The sequence below is a fragment of the Pseudomonas atacamensis genome, from assembly GCF_017167965.1.
Taxonomy (GTDB): Bacteria; Pseudomonadota; Gammaproteobacteria; order Pseudomonadales; family Pseudomonadaceae; genus Aquipseudomonas; species Aquipseudomonas atacamensis.
The window spans coordinates 4,639,164-4,656,534 of the sequence record NZ_CP070503.1 but is presented as its reverse complement, the minus strand read 5'-3'; the positions used below and the strand labels follow the sequence as shown (position 1 = coordinate 4,656,534).

Here is a 17,371-nt window from a genome sequence, read left to right as displayed (position 1 = left end):
GGGCTATCTTAACGGAATGCGGGCTTCAGGGCCAAAGGAATAGGAGCAGCGGCAAGCTTTTAGCTTCGAGCTGCAAGCTGAAGCCGCGGCGTCATGTGTCGCTTTTTTCAAGCGGCAGGGCACCTGTCAGTGTCTACCGGGTCACAAGTTTGCGACAGGCGGCTCAAGGCGCCTGCGCCCCAGCCGATAGCCTGCAGACAGGAGACCTTTATATGTTGCCACCGATGCTCCCCTTGAGCGCCGTGCCGATCACTTCCCAGCAGGATCCGATCCGCCAGCGGCCGGACATCCCGCCAGTGGTGCCGGTGCAGGAAAGCTCCAACGAAAGCACGATCGATCTGCAGAAGCGTGATCCGGAAGAGGATCGTCTGCTGGCGCGCGAAGAACAGCGTCGTCAACAGGAACGTGACCGCCGACGCCGCGAGGCGGATGAAGATCCTGAAGAGCATCTGGCCGTGCCGGGTACCGAGTTGAACGCCGACAACACCGTGCCGGTGGTGCCGTTGATAGACGATCAGCCGCGTCAGGGGCTGTGGGTCGATATCGAGATTTGAGCAGTGACTGGTCAGCGCCTGCGCCAAGCGGCATGATTGGCGCAATCCTGTCGGTGACGGCAGCTGTGATCTCTTCTGCGATGTGCCGGACGCCATGAGCCAAGACGACAAACTGATCGACCTCAGCACTGAACGCGCCAAGCGTGTGCATGACCTCAACGAAAAGCGCCTGAACGAAGTGCGCCAGGCTTTCGAGCAGGCGATGCCGTTGGGAAAAGCCAAGAAAAAGTCGAAGAACAAGCCGAAAAAGCGTTGATCTCCCGCTGCATTGGTTGATGCAGATCAGTTATTTCCCCTCCTTTATTTCCCAACGTTGCGGATATTGATCCTGGTCAATATGTGCGCCTGTGTGTTTGTTAATTTGAATCCATCGCAGCAAAGCAAAGCAAAGCAGGGCCGGGAGGTCAGTCATGTTTTTCGATAACGTGGTGTTTGCCGGGGTTCTCACGGTGGGGCTCATGGTGCTGTTTTTTGCAGGGTTTGGATTTTTTATCTGGAAGGATGCGCATAAGCGGCGCAAGTGAGTTCTTCTGGATTTGATGGGCACGCAAGGCATTTTGGGGCGACTTCGGTTGCCCCTTTTTTTTGTGCCTTGGCGGCCTGTGGGCCGACCAGGCTCTGGTTGGTTTGGGTGAATATCCGGTTTTTGCGGTGCTGCGGCTGGCGGTTTCGCCCTTACGGCGAGGCACTTTTTCCAGACGCCGAAAAAGTACCCAAAAAGGCTTGCTCCTACGTTCGGCCCTCGCAGGCTCGGGTTCCTTCGCTCCGGGACTGATCCGGGCGCAGCGGCTCCGGTTTGCTTCGCTGCACCTCCTTCCGCTGTGTCTGGCTGCGCCAGACGGTCGCTGCGCTCCCACGTCCGGATCAATCCCTCCACTCAGCCTTCCGACGTCGCCGGTGGATCAAGATCAAAAGCGTTACTCGAGCTTGCGCTCATTGTTGAGTGGAGCGGCTTTGCCGCGGGCAGCTGCGCTGCTTTGCTTTTGCTTTTGCTTTTGCTCTTGCTCTTGTGGGAGCGAGCCTGCTCGCGAAGGCGGCCTGACAGCCGACCTGTTCTTGAAGTGGTACCCAATCCAACTGTAGGAGTTGCCGAAGGCTGCGATCTTTTGATCTGGCTTTTGCGTTGGCTTTTGATCTTTTTGCCAATTCGGCAGGCTTCGTTACGGGATCGGTCGACGTCTGAAAGAGTGAACGCTGTAAGAGCGAAAGCATAAGCAGCCGTTACGGTAGCAATGGATATGCTCCCATTCCCCAATAACAAAAAAGGCGTGATCCTCACGAATCACGCCTTTTCAATCAACAGCTAACGATCAACTACCCAAAGCCTTGGAAGCCAACCAGAACAATCCGGCCGACAGCGCCACGGTCGCTGGCAAGGTCAACACCCAGGCCAGCAAAATGGTCTTGACCGTGCCACCCTGCAGGCCGCTTTTATTGGCAACCATGGTCCCGGCCACACCCGAAGACAACACGTGAGTGGTCGACACCGGCAGGCTGAAAATGTTGGCCATGCCGATCAAACTGGCGGTGGTGATCTGCGCCGACATGCCCTGGGAATAGGTCATGCCCTGCTTGCCGATCTTCTCGCCAATGGTCAGCACTACGCGCTTCCAGCCGACCATGGTGCCCAGGCCCAGTGCCAGGGCGACCGCCAGAATCACCCAGAACGGGGCGTATTCAGTGGTGGTGGTCAGGTCTTTGCGCAGCTTGTCGAGGTCAGCCTTTTCACGGGCTTCGAGGCCTGGCAGCTTGCCGACTTTCTTCGCCGTGTCGTCCAGGCAGAGCAGGTAGCGACGCACTTCGATGCGGCTGTCCGACGACAGCGAATGGTAGTCCGCTACACCTTTAAGGGTGTGCAGCAGGGCGGTGATGGTCGGTTCGGTCTGCTGCGGGTTGCAGCGGAATTTCTCCGGCAGGTCGCCTTCCACGCTCTTACCCAGGGCCAGGAATTCACCCAGCGAATCGGCGTTGCGCTGGTAGAACTGGCTCAGGTGCAGGGTCGCGTCGCGGGTGCGTTCGATCTGGTAGGTGGTGCTGTTCAGATCGAGAACGAACTGCGCCGGGACGATACCGATCAGCACCAGCATGATCAGGCCGATGCCTTTCTGGCCGTCGTTGGAACCGTGCACGAAGCTCACGGCCATTGCCGAGATCACCAGAACCAGACGGTTCCAGAACGGTGGGTGCTTTTTGTCGTCGATCTTGCGGCGCTGTTCCGGCGTCTTGTGCATCTTCGACAGCGGGCGCCACCATTTCAGGCCGATCAGCACCAGCGCGGCGATGAGGAAGCCGGCCATCGGCGAGAACACCAGCGAGGCGCCGATGTCGATCGCTTTCTGCCAGTTCACGCCATCTCTCAACGGAATGTCGTTGATCAGCGCGTTGGCCAGGCCGACACCGAGGATCGAGCCGATCAGGGTGTGCGAGCTGGAAGCCGGGATACCGAAGTACCAAGTGCCCAGGTTCCAGGCGATTGCCGCGGCGAGCAACGAGAACACCATCGCCAGGCCATGGCCGGTGTTCACATTGATCAGCAGCTCAACCGGCAGCAAGTGGACGATGGCATACGCCACGCCAACGCCGCCCAGCAGCACGCCGAGGAAATTGAACACACCGGAAAAGAACACCGCCAGGTGTGGCGGCATGGCTTTGGTGTAGATAACAGTGGCTACCGCGTTAGCGGTGTCATGAAATCCATTGATGAACTCGAAGGCGAGGACAAACGTCAGGGCGAGCAAGAGGCTCACAAGCACCCAAGCATCCAGTCCGCTGAATAAATCGATCATGAAGGTTTTCTGACCCGGTCGTAAGGGGGCGCGATTATGCCAGAAAAGACAGGAAATCGATGCCCCGTCTGCTCACTGGTCACACCCTTCTTCGATTTAATTTGTTGCAGGGCGTGAAAACCAAGCAGCACGCAGGGTTTTTCAACCCTTTGATTTTATTGAATAAAGAAGATTTTTAAGCCAGTTTTTCTGATATCTCAAAGGCTCAAACGCTTGTCTGAAATATCTCTGAAACCTGTGGGACGCTCGTTCATAAGCCGCAGAACAGCGATGCAGCCGCTGCCCGCGGTTAGCGGGCGCGCGAGGTGTCGTCTTCCACCGCGCTGTGGCTCAGGCGGACGTCGACTTTCGAATGCTCAACCGCCGTGGCTCATGGCTCTTCGGCTTTGAGTTCCTTTTCGATCTTTTCGATTTCCTGCTTGAACACCTGATCCTGGACGGTAGGGCGCTTGCGCCATGCCTTGCGTTCCGGTTCCGGCTGAGCGGCGTAGGTGGTGACTTCCCCGCCGTAAATTTCCTTGTAACGTTGTTCCTGGCGCTCTAGTTCCGCGCGCAGTTCGTCTTTTGTCACGGTGCTACCTGTATGAGTTGAATTGAATATCCGGTGAAACACACTGCAACGAGTCAATTGCGCGCCCCCGCCAGTCATCCACAGCCCGATCGGGCGCGGAGACATTGCAGAGGCGATCAAGACTTCCGTGTTACAGGCGGCTACGGCACCAGATAAAAACTGACGCAGCATCAGTTTCCTGTTTCAGCGAGCGCTGGCGTTGCATGTGTGATGGGCGCCGGGCGCTGGCCGGAGCTGAGACGAAGGACCTCGTTTCAGCAAGTCGCGGGCTTTTGATTAAAGCGCCGCGACTAGGGTGCATTATAGCGGCCGATTCGGGAATGACTATCTTTGCCAAGTTAAAAACGGTTCTGAATGTGTGATGGTTTTGTTGCTGGCAACTTTTGCCGCTAGTTAAGTGTAAAGACAGCGTTATAGAACAGGCGTTCTGTTTTTGGCGCCATTAACTGGAACAACTAAGTTGCGAGCAGAATCGCTAAAGCTGCCTCGAGGATGAAGAGGAGGGCGGGAGTCTGGATTGCGATTATCGGTCGGCGGTTCGATAATCGCCCAATGTTGGCGCCCCGGTGCTTGTGCATCGCGCGGCGAGCCGTTTGACTAGGCATCGATGCGTGCCGGACAAGGACAAGAAATGAACGATCAAATGCGCAACTCCTTCACCTCGGTGGCGCCGCCCATCGTCGCCTCGCCGGCCAAGCGCATTCAGGCGCTGACCGGTGATCCGGATTTCATGACGTCCCTGGCCCGTGGTCTGGCGGTGGTGCAGGCGTTTCAGGAACGCAAACGCCACCTGACCATCGCGCAGATCAGTCATCGCACGGAAATCCCCCGCGCCGCCGTGCGCCGTTGCCTGCACACGCTGATCAAGCTCGGCTACGCCACCACCGACGGGCGCACCTATTCGCTGCTGCCGAAAGTGCTGACCCTCGGCCACGCCTATCTGTCCTCAACCCCGCTGGCCGTTTCCGCACAGCCGTATCTGGACCGTATGAGCGAGCAACTGCACGAGGCCTGCAACATGGCGACGCTGGAGGGCGATGACATTCTCTATATCGCGCGTTCGGCGACCACTCAGCGATTGATCTCGGTCGACCTTTCCGTCGGCGGGCGTCTCCCTGCCTATTGCACGTCGATGGGGCGCATTCTGTTGGCCGCGCTGGACGACACCTCCCTGGGCGAATACCTCGACCACGCCGAACTGGTGGCCAAGACCAGCCGCACCATTCATACCCCCGACGCGTTGCTCGAATGTTTGCAGCAGGTGCGGCAGCAGGGCTGGTGCATTGTCGATCAGGAACTGGAACAGGGGCTGCGCTCGATCGCCGTTCCGGTGTACGACGCCTCGGGGCAAGTGGTCGCCGCGCTGAATGTCAGCACCCACGCCGGGCGGGTCAGTCGCGCCGAGCTGGAGCAGCGCTTCTTGCCCGGCCTGCTCAGCGCCAGTCGCGACCTCAGTGCGCAGCTGTTCGCCTGAGGAAGCTGTTCGATAAACGCACAGTGTTGCGTTTATCGAATTGACGCTAAAACCCTCGGATCATTAATGTCGCGGCAGCGTCATCCGGCGCTGATGTGAATGAGCTCGCCGGACTGTCGACCCCATAATAATGACAAGAGGCAACTCACCATGCGCTCGCTCCCCGACTGTCTGTATCCCACCCGTTGTTGCCGGGTTCACCGCAACGCCTGATTACAACCTTCTATTCTTGTGACCGTGCCTTCCTTTGGCCGGCCGCCGTTCGACTGCGTTTTTTGCGTGGAATAAAAATAATGAACCAGCCTCAGTCCGCTGTGGGTAACTGCCTCGATGTGCAGACCTTCATCAACGCCCAACCGATCTCGCGCTATCAGTGGCGGGTGGTGATCCTGTGTTTCCTGATCGTATTTCTCGACGGCCTAGACACCGCCGCCATGGGCTTCATCGCCCCGGCGCTGTCGCAAGACTGGGGCATCGACCGTGCCAGCCTCGGCCCGGTAATGAGTGCCGCGCTGATTGGTATGGTCTTCGGCGCGCTCGGCTCCGGCCCGTTGGCTGACCGCTTCGGGCGCAAGGTTGTCCTCGTCGGTGCGGTGACTCTGTTCGGCGGCTTCAGCCTGGCCTCGGCGTACAGCACCAACGTCGAACAACTGCTGGTGTTGCGCTTCCTGACCGGCCTCGGTCTCGGTGCGGGCATGCCCAACGCCACGACCCTGCTGTCGGAATACACCCCGGAGCGCAAGAAGTCGCTGCTGGTGACCAGCATGTTCTGCGGCTTCAACCTCGGCATGGCCGGCGGCGGTTTCATCTCCGCGAAGCTGATCCCGGCGTTCGGCTGGCATGCTCTGCTGATGATCGGCGGGATCCTGCCGCTGATCCTCGCCGTGGTATTGGTGTTCTGGCTGCCGGAATCGGCGCGCTATCTGGTGGTGCGCAACCGTGGCACCGACAAAGTACGCAAGACCCTCGCGCCGATCGACCCGGTTACCGTCGCCCAGGCTGCGAGCTTCAGCGTGCCGGAACAGAAAACCGTCAAGGCACGCAACGTCTTCGCGGTGATCTTCTCCGGCACTTACAGCACCGGCACGCTGCTGTTGTGGCTGACTTATTTCATGGGGCTGGTGATTGTGTACCTGCTGACCAGTTGGCTGCCGACGCTGATGCGCGACAGCGGCGCGAGCATGGAGCAGGCCGCGTTCATCGGTGCGTTGTTCCAGTTTGGCGGCGTGTTGAGCGCGGTCGGGGTGGGCTGGGCGATGGACCGCTTCAATCCGCACAAGGTCATCGGCATTTTCTACCTGCTGGCCGGGGTGTTTGCCTACGCCGTGGGGCAAAGCCTGGGCAACATCACCTTGCTGGCGACACTGGTACTGGTGGCGGGCATGTGCGTCAACGGCGCGCAATCGGCGATGCCGTCATTGGCCGCGCGGTTCTACCCGACTCAAGGCCGCGCGACCGGTGTGTCGTGGATGCTCGGCATCGGCCGCTTCGGCGCGATCCTCGGCGCGTGGATGGGCGCAACCTTGCTTGGCCTGGGCTGGAATTTCGAGCAAGTGCTGACCGCACTGGTGATCCCGGCCGGTTTGGCGACGGCGGCGGTGCTGATCAAGGGCATGGTCAGTCATGCGGATGCGACCTGAGGCAGACCCATGATCGTTCCCACGCTCCGCGTGGGAATGCCTCTATGGACGCTCTGCGTTCGGCTTTACAGGGACGCGGAGCGTCCCGGGCTGCATTCCCACGCGGAGCGTGGGAACGATCATTAGGGAAGCAACAATCCGTTCGATAAACGAACACTCAGTCGATTATCGGATTGTTTGGCGAATTTCCCGAGCTTAATCTTCAGTGACTCCGGCGCTGAACCTCGCGCCTTTTTATCACTGGCGATTCCTTACAAGAACAGGAGCCCGCTCCATGGCTGAGATCCTTTCGCTGCACGACGCGGTGAAGCAATTCGTCAACGACGGCGACACCGTCGCCCTCGAAGGCTTCACTCACCTGATCCCTACGGCAGCGGGTCATGAAATCATTCGTCAAGGCAAGAAAGATCTGACGCTGGTGCGGATGACGCCTGACCTGATCTACGACCAACTGATTGGCGCCGGTTGCGCGCGCAAACTGATTTTCTCCTGGGGCGGCAACCCGGGTGTGGGCTCGCTGCACCGCCTGCGTGACGCGGTCGAGAAACAATGGCCGCACGCGCTGGAAATTGAAGAACACAGCCACGCCGACCTCGCCAACGCCTACGTTGCCGGCGCGTCCGGCCTGCCGTTCGCGGTGCTGCGTGCCTACGCCGGCTCCGACCTGCCGAAGGTCAATCCGCTGATCAAAACCGTGACCTGTCCGTTCACCGGCGAAGTGCTGGCGGCAGTGCCATCGGTGCGACCTGACGTTACCGTGATTCACGCACAAAAGGCCGACCGCAAAGGCAACGTGTTGCTCTGGGGCATTCTCGGTGTGCAGAAAGAAGCCGCGCTGGCGGCCAAGCGTTGCATCGTCACCGTGGAAGAAATCGTCGACGACCTCAACGCACCGATGAACGCTTGCGTACTGCCGACCTGGGCCTTGAGCGCGGTCTGCCATGTGCCGGGCGGCGCGCACCCGTCCTACGCCCACGGTTACACCGAGCGTGACAATCGTTTCTATCAGGCGTGGGACCCGATCGCTCGCGACCGTGAGACGTTTACCGCGTGGATCAACGAATACATCCATGGCTGCGCTGACTTCAGCGAATTCCAGGCCAAATTGGCCGCTGCTTCGGAGGCCAAGTAATGACTTACACCACCAATGAAATGATGACCGTCGCGGCGGCCCGGCGCCTGAAGAACGGCTCGGTATGCTTCGTCGGCATCGGCCTGCCCTCGAAAGCCGCCAACCTCGCGCGCCTGACTTCATCGCCGGACGTGGTGCTGATCTACGAATCCGGCCCGATTGGCGCCAAGCCGAGCGTACTGCCGCTGTCCATCGGTGACGGTGAGCTGGCCGAGACCGCCGACACGGTGGTGCCGACCGGTGAAATTTTTCGCTACTGGCTGCAGGGCGGGCGCATCGACGTCGGTTTCCTCGGCGCCGCGCAGGTCGACCGTTTCGGCAACATCAACACCACCGTGGTCGGCGACTACCACGCGCCGAAAGTGCGTCTGCCGGGGGCCGGTGGCGCGCCGGAGATTGCCGGTTCGGCGAAAAGCGTGCTGATCATCCTTAAACAGTCGGCGCGGTCGTTTGTCGACAAGCTCGACTTCATCACCTCGGTCGGTCACGGCGAAGGTGGCGATTCGCGTAAACGTCTCGGCCTGCCGGGCGCCGGGCCGGTGGGGATCATCACCGACCTGTGCATCATGGAACCGGAGGAGGGCACCCACGAATTCGTGGTCACCGCGCTGCATCCGGGCGTGACCCGCGAGCAAGTGGTCGCCGCCACCGGTTGGGCGATTCGTTTTGCCGACTCCGTTGAAACCACCGCTGAGCCGACCGAAGTCGAGTTGACCGCACTGCGTGATCTTGAAGCGCGCACCGCTGCCGCCCATGGCCAGGCACCGGGAGAAGCATGATGCGTGACGTGTATATCTGCGACGCGATTCGCACCCCCATCGGACGCTTCGGCGGCGCACTGTCCGCCGTGCGCGCCGATGACCTGGCCGCCGTGCCGATCAAGGCCCTGATGGAGCGCAATCCATCGGTGGACTGGAACGCCGTCGATGAGGTGTTCCTCGGCTGCGCCAACCAGGCCGGCGAAGACAACCGCAACGTTGCGCGCATGGCGCTGCTGCTGGCGGGTCTGCCGGACAGCGTGCCCGGCGTTACGCTCAATCGCCTCTGCGCTTCGGGCATGGACGCGATCGGCACCGCATTCCGTGCGATCGCCAGCGGCGAAATGGAGCTGGCGATTGCCGGCGGCGTCGAGTCGATGTCCCGCGCACCGTTCGTAATGGGCAAGGCCGACGCGGCGTTCTCGCGCAACATGAAACTGGAAGACACCACCATCGGCTGGCGTTTCATCAACCCACTGATGAAGGCGCAGTACGGCGTCGATGCCATGCCGCAGACTGCTGATAACGTTGCCGACGACTGCAAGGTTTCGCGCGCAGATCAGGACGCCTTTGCTCTGCGCAGCCAGCAACGTACCGCCGCCGCGCAGGCTGCCGGTTACTTCGCTGAAGAAATCGTCGAAGTGCGCATCGCCCACAAAAAGGGCGAAACCGTGGTCAGCGAGGACGAACATCCGCGCGCCGACACTACGATTGAAGCGCTGGCGAAACTGAAACCGGTCAATGGCGCGGATAAAACCGTCACCGCCGGCAATGCCTCAGGCGTCAACGATGGTGCTGCTGCGCTGATTCTGGCGTCAGCCGAAGCGGTGAAAAAACACGGCCTGACCGCCCGCGCAAAAGTGCTCGGCATGGCCAGCGCCGGCGTCGCACCACGGGTGATGGGCATCGGCCCGGTGCCGGCGGTGCGCAAACTGACCGAGCGCCTTGGCGTCGCGGTCAGCGATTTCGACGTGATCGAGCTCAACGAAGCGTTTGCCAGCCAAGGTCTGGCGGTACTGCGTGAACTGGGGCTGGCGGATGACGCGCCGCAGGTCAACCCGAATGGCGGCGCGATTGCTCTCGGTCACCCGTTGGGTATGAGCGGTGCGCGGCTGGTGCTGACCGCCCTGCATCATCTGGAAAAGACTGGCGGCAAGAAAGGTCTGGCGACCATGTGCGTCGGTGTTGGCCAGGGTCTGGCCCTGGCCATCGAACGTGTCTGACGCGCTGCGGCACTTACAAGAACTGAGGAAAGCGAAATGACTGACAAGCCTGGTTACCGTCGCCCACAGGCAGGCACTCAGCCTGACTACCTGCACCCGACGTATCAATCCACCAACCTGCGCTCGCCGTCCAAGCCTTTGGTGTACCTGCCCCATTCACTCTCGGAAATCACCGGGCCGACCATCGGCGCCGAACACGTTGCCGAGAAGGACAATGACCTGACCGCACAGCACGACGGCGAACCGTTGGGCGAGCGCATCATCATTCACGGCCGCGTGCTCGACGAAGATGGCCTGCCGGTACCGGGGATTCTGGTGGAGATCTGGCAGGCCAATGCCGCCGGCCGCTACAACCATGCCCGCGACCTGCACGACGCGCCGCTGGACCCGAACTTCACCGGCACCGGCCGCACCGTCACCGATGCCGATGGTTGGTACCAGTTCCAGACCATCAAGCCCGGCGCCTATCCGTGGGGCAACCACCACAACGCCTGGCGCCCGGCGCACATCCACTTTTCCCTGTTCGGGCCGAGCATCCTCACCCGACTGGTCACGCAAATGTATTTCCCCGGCGACCCGTTGCTGGCGTATGACCCGATCTACAACTGCGTGCCGGACACTTCGGCCAAGGAACGCCTGATCGCTGCTTTCGATCTGGAAAAAACCATTCCGTCCTACGCCCTCGGTTACCGCTGGGACATCGTGCTGCGCGGCCGTGAAGCCACGCCGATGGAGAAATAAGATGACGCTCTATGCGACCACGTCCCACACCGTCGGGCCGTATTACCACATCGGCCTGACCTGGCTGAACCGCGAAACCCTGGCCAACGAGCTGACCCTCGGCGAGCGCGTGGCGATCACCGGCCAGGTGGTCGACGGCAACGGCGATGTCGTCAACGATGCCATGCTCGAAGTCTGGCAGGCCAACGCCGCTGGCAAGTACGACCACCCGGAAGATCAGCAGGACAAACCGCTCGACCCGAACTTTGAAGGCTTCGGCCGGGTGCCGGTGGACGCCGAAGGGCGCTTCCGTTTCACCACGATCAAACCGGGCACCGTGCCGGGGTTGAAAGGCTCGACCCAGGCGCCGCATCTGGTGGTGCTGGTGTTTGCCCGTGGTCTGGTCAAGCATTTGCTGACGCGGATTTATTTCGAGGGCGAACCGGCAAACGTTGCTGACCCGTTGCTCGAGTGCGTGCCGGCGGAGCGTCGCCAGACGTTGCTGGCCAAGGCGGATGCGTCGGGTGTTTACCAGTGGAATGTAGTTCTGCAGGGCACCGATGCCGAGACGGTGTTCTTCGATTATTGAGAGAACACCCCAAATCCCCTGCAGGACAGAGTCCCTGTGGTGAGGGGATTTATCCCCGCTGGGCTGCGAAGCAGCCCCAAAAACCAGTCGGCGCGGTATTCAGATGAACCGCGTGTATCTGATTTGCGAGTGCTTCGCACTCGAGCGGGGATAAATCCCCTCGCCACAAAGGCTGATCCAGACGTGGGTAACGATCCGATGTGGAACGGGACTGTTGCAAAGTATGTCTAGACTGTGACTGTCCCTATCGAGTGAAAAACAATGACAACCACCACCTCCCACTACACTGGCGAAGAGCGCAGCAAGCGCATCTTTGCCATCGTCGGCGCTTCGTCCGGCAACCTCGTCGAGTGGTTCGACTTCTACGTCTACGCCTTCTGCGCGATCTATTTCGCCCCGGCGTTTTTCCCCTCCGATAACCCGACTGTGCAACTGGTCAACACCGCTGGCGTGTTCGCTGCCGGGTTCCTGATGCGGCCGATTGGTGGCTGGATTTTCGGCCGGGTCGCTGACAAGCACGGGCGCAAGAACTCGATGCTCATCTCGATTCTGATGATGTGCTTCGGCTCGCTGCTGATTGCCTGCCTGCCGACCTACAAGGACATCGGCGTCTGGGCGCCGGTGCTGTTGCTGTTCGCGCGTTTGCTGCAAGGTCTGTCGGTGGGCGGCGAATACGGCACCACCGCGACCTATATGAGCGAAGTTGCCCTCAAGGGCCAGCGTGGATTTTTCGCCTCGTTCCAGTACGTGACCCTGATCGGCGGACAACTGCTGGCGGTGTCGCTGGTGGTGGTGCTGCAACAGTTCCTCACTGAAGAAGACCTGCGTGCCTACGGCTGGCGGATTCCGTTCGTGGTCGGTGCGGTGGCGGCGCTGATTTCGCTGTTCCTGCGTCGTTCGCTGAAGGAAACCACCAACGAGGAAACTCGCGCACACAAAGACGCCGGCAGCATCACTGCACTGTTTCGCGATCACAAAGCGGCGTTCATCACCGTGCTCGGCTACACCGCTGGCGGCTCGCTGATTTTCTACACCTTCACCACCTACATGCAGAAATACCTGGTGAACACCGCCGGGATGCACGCCAAGACCGCCAGCTACATCATGACCGGCGCGCTGTTCCTGTATATGTGCATGCAGCCGTTGTTCGGCATGCTCGCCGACAAGATCGGCCGGCGTAATTCGATGCTCTGGTTCGGCGCCCTCGGCACGCTGTTCACCGTGCCGATTCTGCTCAGCCTGAAAAGCATCAGCAGCCCGTTCCTCGCCTTCGTACTGATCACCCTGGCGCTGGCGATTGTCAGTTTCTACACCTCGATCAGCGGTCTGGTAAAAGCCGAGATGTTCCCGCCGGAAGTGCGCGCCCTCGGTGTCGGCCTGGCTTACGCGGTGGCCAATGCAATCTTCGGCGGCTCGGCAGAGTTTGTGGCCCTGAGCCTCAAGGCCGGCGGCATGGAAAACGCCTTCTACTGGTACGTCACGGCGATGATGGCGGTGGCTTTCCTGTTCAGCCTGCGTTTGCCCAAGCAGGCGAAGTATCTGCACCACGATCTGTAAACCCATGTGCGCGGGCTGCGAGGCCCGCGCCGGCAAGGACTGTTTATGACTCAGCGACCGGGCAATCAATTGTTCGATGCCTACTTCACCGCCCGCGATATGCGCGAAGTGTTCTGCGATCAGGGCCGGGTGCAGGCGATGCTCGATTTCGAAGCGGCGCTGGCCCGGGCCGAGGCGCGGGTCGGGCTGATTCCTTCATCGGCCGTGGCACCGATTGCCGCAGCGTGCGACGCCAGTCTGTATGACTTCGCAGCGCTGGGCGAGGCGATTGCCACAGCCGGCAATTCGGCGATTCCACTGGTCAAGGCTTTGGGCAAGCAGATCGCTTCGAGCGATGCCGAAGCCGAGCGCTATGTGCATCTGGGCGCGACCAGTCAGGACGTGATGGATTCCGGGCTGGTCCTGCAATTGCGCCAGGCGCTGGTGCTGATCGAAAACCAACTGGCGCAACTGGCCGACTCGCTGGCCGCTCAGGCACAACGCTTCGCCATCACGCCACTGGCCGGGCGCACCTGGCTGCAACATGCCACGCCGGTGACCCTCGGTATGAAAATCGCTGGATGGCTCGGCGCCGTCACGCGCAGCCGTCAGCGTCTACAGGAGCTGAAACCGCGTCTGCTGGTCCTGCAATTCGGTGGCGCCTCCGGCACCCTCGCGGCGCTGGGTGAACAGGCGTTGCCGATCGCCAAAGCATTGGCCGAAGAGCTGCAACTGACCCTGCCCGAGCAACCGTGGCACACCCAGCGTGACCGCATCGTTGAATACGGCGCCGTGCTTGGCCTGATCGCCGGGAGCCTCGGCAAATTCGGCCGCGACATCAGCCTGTTGATGCAGACCGAAGCAGCGGAAGTATTCGAGCCTGCGGCACCGGGCAAAGGCGGGTCGTCGACCATGCCGCACAAGCGCAACCCGGTTGGCGCGGCGGTGCTGATCGGCGCGGCCACGCGGGTGCCGGGGCTGGTGTCGACGCTGTTCAGCGCGATGCCGCAGGAACATGAACGCAGCCTTGGTTTGTGGCATGCCGAATGGGAAACCCTGCCGGAAATCTGCTGCCTGGTGTCCGGTTCGCTGCAACAGGCGCGCTTGCTGGCCGACGGTCTGGAGGTCGACGCGGCGCGCTTGGCCCGCAACCTCGAACTGACCCAAGGCCTGGTGCTGGCCGAAGCGGTGAGCATCGTGCTTGCCCAACGCGTCGGCCGCGACACCGCACATCATCTGCTCGAACAATGCTGCAAACGTGCAGTGGCCGAGCAACGCCATTTGCGTGCGGTGCTCGCTGACGAGCCGCAAGTCACCGCCGAACTCAGTGGCGCTGAACTCGATGATCTTCTGAACCCCGCGCATTACCTTGGCCAGGCGCAAGTCTGGGTCGAGCGTGCGGTGGCTGAACACAACGCTTTGACTGTCTGAAGGAGAGGGCTGTGGCTTTCGTTCAACTCGCCGATGGCGAACTGCACTATGAAATTGAGGGCCCGGCGGAGGCGCCGGTGCTGGTGCTGTCCAACTCGCTGGGCACCGACCTGCACATGTGGGACGCGCAAATGCCGGCGTTCACCGAGCATTTCCGCGTGCTGCGTTTCGACACGCGCGGCCATGGGCAATCGCTGGTCACCGAGGGGCCGTACAGCATCGAACAACTCGGTCGCGACGTGCTCGGTCTGCTCGATGCGCTGCATATCGAGCGCGCGCATTTCTGCGGGCTGTCGATGGGCGGGCTGATCGGTCAGTGGCTGGGGATCAACGCAGGCCATCGTCTGCACAAACTGATCGTCTGCAACACGGCGGCGAAAATCGGCGATCCGTCGGTATGGAATCCGCGCATCGAAACCGTACTGCGCGACGGCCCGGCGGCGATGGTCGCGCTGCGTGATGCCTCGATTGCGCGCTGGTTTACCCCGGACTTTTCCGCAGCGCATCCCGAGGCGGCAAAGAAGATTACCGACATGCTTGCCGCAACCAATCCACAAGGTTATGCGGCCAACTGCGCGGCCGTGCGCGATGCCGATTTCCGTGAACAACTGGCTTCGATCAACGTGCCGTTGCTGGTGATTGCCGGCAGCGAAGATGCGGTGACGCCGCCGTCCGGCGGGCACTTCATTCGCGACCACGTGCGCGGTGCCGAGTACGCCGAGTTCCGTGCGGCGCATTTGTCCAACGTGCAGGCCGGTGCCGCTTTCAGCGACCGTGTGCTGGCGTTTTTGCAGGCTCAGTGAGGAAGAATTTGTGGACGAGAAACAACGTTACGACGAAGGCATGCAAGTCCGCCGCGCGGTGCTGGGCGATGCCCACGTCGATCGCAGCCTGACCACGCTGACCGAGTTCAACTCGGAATTCCAGGAGATGATCACCCGCCACGCCTGGGGCGACATCTGGACCCGCCCGGGCCTGCCCCGCCATACCCGCAGCCTGATCACCATCGCCATGCTGATCGGCATGAACCGCGAGGGCGAACTGAAACTGCACTTGCGCGCGGCAGCCAACAACGGCGTCAGCCGTGGCGAGATCAAGGAAGTGATCATGCAGAGCGCGATCTACTGCGGAATTCCGGCGGCGAATGCGACGTTTCATCTGGCTGAATCGGTGTGGGATGAGCTAGGAGTCGAATCCCGGGATTGATGGCGCCCGAAATTACGCCTTCGCGAGCAAGCTCGCTCCCACATTGGAGTTGTGTCGATCACAAAACAAATGTGGGAGCGAGCTTGCTCGCGAAGACCATTTCATATTCGACAGAGATGTCGACTGAAGCTGCGCTTTCGCGAGCAGGCTCGCTCCCACAGTGGGGCATGTGTGGTTAGAGAAGGCTGATCGGGTAGCTGACGATCAGGCGATTTTCATCGAACTCGTTGTTGCTGAAGTCGCGGCGCATGGTCGAGTTGCGCCATCTGACGTTCAAATCCTTCAAAGTGCCGCTCTGCACCGTGTAACCGAGTTCCGATTCGCGACCCCATTCCTTGCCGTCGGTGATTGTCCCGGTGTGCACGTTGTCGCCGCTGATGTAGCGGTTCATCAGGGTCAGGCCGGGGATGCCCATGGCGGCGAAGTTGTAGTCGTGGCGCAGCTGCCAGGAGCGTTCCTGAGCGTTGTCATAACTGGCGTTGTAGCTGTCGTTGGCCAAGGTGCCGCCGCTGGTGCCGTTGACGCGCATCCACGCGCTGTCGCCGGTGAGTTTCTGCAGGCCGAGGTAGAACGTGTTGCCGCCGTACTTGGCCGAAAACATCCCGTACCAGGTCTTGTTGTCCAGATCGCCGGCACGCGCGCTGCCATCTTCCTTGCCGTAGAAAAAGCCGAGGTTGGCGCCCAGCGTCCAGTCGCCGAGCGGCTGACTGTGCAGCACATTGAGGTACTGCTGGCTGTAGATGTCCTTGAGTTGCGCGTTCCACAGGCCGATCTGTGTGCGCTTGTCGTTGAACAGAAATTCGCCGCCCTGGAAGTTGAAACGATCAGAGGTGAACGCGGCTTTGCCGGTCATCGACATGTCGCTCATGCTGCTGTCGTCGCGCGGGCTGTTGGCGCGGAACTGGCCGCCATAGAGTGTCAGGCCGGCGATTTCCTTCGAGGTGATCTGGCCGCCACGGAAGGTCTGCGGCAGCGAACGACCGTCGTCCGAACGCAGGATCGGAAGCACCGGCATCCACTCACCGACCTTGACTTCGGTCTGCGAAAGCTTGGCCTTGAATGCGACGTTGGTGCGGCCGAAGTTGTCCGCCGGGCGCCCGTCATGGTCCAGCGGCAACAACTGCGTGCCGCCCGTGCCTTTACCGCCATCGAGCTTGATCGAATACAGCCCGAGTACGTCCATCCCGAAACCGACCGTGCCTTGGGTGAAGCCGGATTTGGCGTCGAGGATGAAACTCTGCGTCCACTCTTCAGCCTTGCCCTGAGTCTTGGTCGGGTTGGTGAAGTTGCGGTTGATGTAGAAGTTGCGCAGGTTGAGGTTGACCTTGGCGCCTTCAACGAAGCCGCTTTCTTCAGCGCTGGCTGGCAGGGCCAGACCGGCGATGGCCAGGGCGATCACAGCGGGCAATGCGTAGGGCACAGGGAAAACTGTCATGGACTTGGGTCTCTCTTGTTTTTTTAGGGCGAACGGCTGCGCTGCGGCCGGTTTTCGGGGTGCAGACTTGGAAAGTATTCAAGGGTGAAACGATGGCAATCAGCCGGACGGGGCAGGGCGCGGGAGCATGGTGTCGAACCTGTTGTTATTGGTTTTGTGGAGCGAATGGTGCGGGGGGCGGATGTTGGGATTCAATTGGGAAAAGCGGGTTTTGGGCGATTATCGAACAGCATTGAAGATCAAAAGATCGCAGCCTTCGGCAGCTCCTACAGGGCAACGCATTTCAAATGTAGGAGCTGCCGAAGGCTGCGATCTT

General features: G+C 60.8%; 17 protein-coding genes. 14 read left to right on the top strand and 3 right to left on the bottom strand.

What is annotated here, in order from left to right:
• The first annotated feature begins 212 nt into the window (after positions 1–212).
• The 3 genes from JWU58_RS21245 to ccoM all read left to right on the top strand — a co-directional run bounded on the left by JWU58_RS21245 (position 213) and on the right by ccoM (position 1,078).
• Positions 213–554, top strand: coding sequence for a hypothetical protein (locus JWU58_RS21245; RefSeq protein WP_024011931.1), 342 nt, complete (start codon positions 213–215; stop codon positions 552–554).
• A gap of 94 nt (positions 555–648) precedes the next feature.
• On the top strand, positions 649–810 hold the full coding sequence (locus JWU58_RS21240; RefSeq protein WP_016771347.1) for a hypothetical protein: 162 nt from the start codon (positions 649–651) through the stop codon (positions 808–810).
• Positions 811–964: 154 nt separating this feature from the next.
• Positions 965–1,078 (top strand): cytochrome c oxidase subunit CcoM, encoded by a 114-nt coding sequence (ccoM, locus tag JWU58_RS27420; RefSeq protein WP_016771346.1) that lies wholly within the window; start codon positions 965–967, stop codon positions 1,076–1,078.
• 786 nt (positions 1,079–1,864) lie between these two features.
• On the opposite strand, the gene JWU58_RS21235 is transcribed toward ccoM, so the two are convergent.
• The gene (locus JWU58_RS21235) at positions 1,865–3,340 is read right to left on the bottom strand and encodes an inorganic phosphate transporter (RefSeq protein ID WP_016771345.1); all 1,476 of its coding nucleotides are present in this window, start codon (positions 3,338–3,340) and stop codon (positions 1,865–1,867) included.
• A 370-nt stretch (positions 3,341–3,710) separates the two neighbouring features.
• Positions 3,711–3,911 carry a hypothetical protein gene (locus tag JWU58_RS21230; protein WP_206422218.1) on the bottom strand — a complete coding sequence of 67 codons (201 nt, stop codon included), beginning with the start codon at positions 3,909–3,911 and terminating at the stop codon, positions 3,711–3,713.
• A 631-nt stretch (positions 3,912–4,542) separates the two neighbouring features.
• Here JWU58_RS21230 and pcaR point away from each other — a divergent pair.
• From pcaR to pcaC, 11 genes are all read left to right on the top strand, one after another.
• Complete coding sequence (gene pcaR / locus JWU58_RS21225; RefSeq protein ID WP_016771343.1) at positions 4,543–5,385, top strand: pca regulon transcriptional regulator PcaR; 843 nt, start codon at positions 4,543–4,545, stop codon at positions 5,383–5,385.
• A 293-nt stretch (positions 5,386–5,678) separates the two neighbouring features.
• On the top strand, positions 5,679–7,025 hold the full coding sequence (gene pcaK, locus JWU58_RS21220) for a 4-hydroxybenzoate transporter PcaK (protein WP_206420931.1): 1,347 nt from the start codon (positions 5,679–5,681) through the stop codon (positions 7,023–7,025).
• A gap of 274 nt (positions 7,026–7,299) precedes the next feature.
• Positions 7,300–8,157, top strand: coding sequence for a CoA transferase subunit A (locus JWU58_RS21215; protein ID WP_024011937.1), 858 nt, complete (start codon positions 7,300–7,302; stop codon positions 8,155–8,157).
• Positions 8,157–8,936: a CoA-transferase subunit beta gene (locus JWU58_RS21210; protein ID WP_016771341.1), complete on the top strand. Its 780-nt coding sequence runs from the start codon at positions 8,157–8,159 to the stop codon at positions 8,934–8,936. Before JWU58_RS21215 ends, JWU58_RS21210 begins: the two co-directional genes overlap by 1 nt.
• On the top strand, positions 8,933–10,138 hold the full coding sequence (pcaF, locus tag JWU58_RS21205; RefSeq protein ID WP_206420930.1) for a 3-oxoadipyl-CoA thiolase: 1,206 nt from the start codon (positions 8,933–8,935) through the stop codon (positions 10,136–10,138). Before JWU58_RS21210 ends, pcaF begins: the two co-directional genes overlap by 4 nt.
• 36 nt (positions 10,139–10,174) lie before the next feature.
• Entirely contained in the window at positions 10,175–10,879 is a 705-nt protein-coding gene (pcaH, locus tag JWU58_RS21200) for a protocatechuate 3,4-dioxygenase subunit beta (RefSeq protein WP_016771339.1), read from the top strand.
• A 1-nt stretch (position 10,880) separates the two neighbouring features.
• Positions 10,881–11,447 (top strand): protocatechuate 3,4-dioxygenase subunit alpha, encoded by a 567-nt coding sequence (gene pcaG, locus JWU58_RS21195; RefSeq protein WP_076566302.1) that lies wholly within the window; start codon positions 10,881–10,883, stop codon positions 11,445–11,447.
• A 261-nt stretch (positions 11,448–11,708) separates the two neighbouring features.
• Positions 11,709–13,004, top strand: coding sequence for an MFS family transporter (locus JWU58_RS21190; protein ID WP_122612593.1), 1,296 nt, complete (start codon positions 11,709–11,711; stop codon positions 13,002–13,004).
• A gap of 45 nt (positions 13,005–13,049) precedes the next feature.
• Positions 13,050–14,414, top strand: coding sequence for a 3-carboxy-cis,cis-muconate cycloisomerase (locus tag JWU58_RS21185; RefSeq protein WP_206420929.1), 1,365 nt, complete (start codon positions 13,050–13,052; stop codon positions 14,412–14,414).
• 11 nt (positions 14,415–14,425) lie between these two features.
• Complete coding sequence (pcaD, locus tag JWU58_RS21180) at positions 14,426–15,217, top strand: 3-oxoadipate enol-lactonase (RefSeq protein ID WP_206420928.1); 792 nt, start codon at positions 14,426–14,428, stop codon at positions 15,215–15,217.
• 10 nt (positions 15,218–15,227) lie between these two features.
• Positions 15,228–15,620 carry a 4-carboxymuconolactone decarboxylase gene (gene pcaC / locus JWU58_RS21175; protein WP_024011942.1) on the top strand — a complete coding sequence of 131 codons (393 nt, stop codon included), beginning with the start codon at positions 15,228–15,230 and terminating at the stop codon, positions 15,618–15,620.
• A 175-nt stretch (positions 15,621–15,795) separates the two neighbouring features.
• On the opposite strand, the gene JWU58_RS21170 is transcribed toward pcaC, so the two are convergent.
• Complete coding sequence (locus tag JWU58_RS21170) at positions 15,796–17,055, bottom strand: OprD family porin (RefSeq protein ID WP_123442966.1); 1,260 nt, start codon at positions 17,053–17,055, stop codon at positions 15,796–15,798.
• Positions 17,056–17,371 lie beyond the last annotated feature (316 nt).